The 1,732-nt window shown below is 60.5% G+C and carries 1 protein-coding gene and 1 pseudogene; both read right to left on the reverse strand.

The features are described from left to right. A partial coding sequence (locus EOA38_RS35700; RefSeq protein ID WP_148669492.1) for a transglycosylase SLT domain-containing protein occupies positions 1–516 on the reverse strand: 516 nt, incomplete at its 3' end. Next, positions 500–1,732: pseudogene (locus tag EOA38_RS35705) on the reverse strand (type VI secretion protein); the annotation flags it as partial. The pseudogene EOA38_RS35705 and the gene EOA38_RS35700, both read right to left, overlap by 17 nt.

Consider the following 1,732-nt stretch of genomic DNA (forward strand, 5'->3'; position numbering starts at 1 on the left):
GTAGTTGCTGGCGCCGCATTGTGCGACGCCTTTGCCGAGATATTTGACGCCGCCCTCGATGTTTTGCTCGTTGATGTCGCGATCGAAGCCGAGCTGCCTGCCCGTTCCCTTCGTCAGTTGCATCACGCCCTTGACGCCGGTGTGCGAACCGGCACAGCTGTCCAAGCGCGATTCCTGGTAGGCGACCGACAGCGCCAGCCCCTCCGGAACGCCATATTTTTGCGCATAGTAGCGGATGAGCTTGGCGTTTTCCGCGTCGCGGCTCAGCGCCTCGCCTGGGGGGCGGCTGAACATTTGCGACCTGTATTTGTTCGTATAGGTGCAAACGAGGCTCTTTTTCTTCTCCTGCTCGTCGGATTTGGAATCGTGCGATTTTGCGCTGTGCTGCTCGTCTTGCGCACGCTTATCCAGATTGGAATTGTCGATGACCGCGATTTGCGCCAGCGCCGGGGCAACCGCCATCTGCCCCGGCATAATCGCGGCCGCGACAATCGCGCTGCTAAGCCGCTTCTTCATGCTCGCTTTCCCATCCACAAAGGTAGGGCAGCCACGCTTCCGGCTCTTGCCCGTAAGTCTCGCGCAGCCGTTCGCATTCCTTGATGCTGGTTTCGTTGGTCGACAGCACCTTGATGAGGTCGGGCATGGCCGAGAGGTCGAGCTTGGCCACGACGGAATCGCTGTCGTGCTTGACCAGGAATGTGCGCGTCTCCTTGGCGGTCCGGCGCACGAACTCGAACTCCTTCGCCGTCAGCGAGAAGCGCGCCATGTAGGAATCCTTGCTCGCCTTCGGATTGGGGAAAAAAATGTTGGTTTTCGTCTGCTCGATCAGCGAGGACGAGATCGACGAGTTGACAACATCCTCGGCCGTCTGGGTGCCAAAGCCGACGACGCCGTTGCGCCGGCGGATCGTTTTCAAAGTCTCGTTGATGAAGGCGGCGAACACCTCGTCATCGAGCAGCTTCCAGCCTTCGTCGAGGAACATCAGAAGCGGAGTGCCGTCCATGATCTCTTCGAGCCGATGGAAGATGTAGAGCAGGGCGGCCGAGCGCAATTTTTTGTCGGCCAGGATCTTGGTCATGTCGAACCCGACCACCGGCTTCGAGAAATCGACGAGATCGACAGGGTTGTTGAAGAGCCAGCCCTTGTCGCCAGGGTTCAGCCACGGTTCAATTCGCGCCGCGAGGTCGTTCATTCCGGGCGTCAGCGAGCCGCGCAGCACCTCCGGCAGCAACTCGAACGCGCGCTGTTGGCGCGGGATCTTGTAGACCTTGTCGACGGCCGTGTTGATCACGCGCATTTCAGCCACGTCGAGCGATCCGTCGTCGGGGGTCAGGATATAGCGCAATAGCCCTTCGAGAAACGTGCGGTTTTCCGCCGTGTCCTCGAGCTGGAGCGGCGCAAAGCCGGTGGCCTGCATCGGCTCCATGACCTCGTAGCGGCCGCCGAGCGCGCGGATGAAGAGCTCGGCGCCGCGCATATAGTCGAAGTAGACGCATCGGGGTCGCGGCGAAATCCGCATCGCCTGGGCCATCAGGAACGACAGCACGACCGTCTTGCCCGAACCGGTCGGGCCGAAAACGGTGAAATGGCCGACGTCGTGAACGTGAAAGTTGAAATAATAGGCTGTCTGGCTGCTCGTCTCGAGCAGCGCGATCGGCCGCTTCCAGTGCAGTCCCTCACGCTGGCCCGAGGGAAAATTGTGACCCGAGAACAACCCGGCAAAGTTCAGCGA

The sequence above is a fragment of the Mesorhizobium sp. M1E.F.Ca.ET.041.01.1.1 genome (genome assembly GCF_003997355.1).
GTDB lineage: Bacteria > Pseudomonadota > Alphaproteobacteria > Rhizobiales > Rhizobiaceae > Mesorhizobium.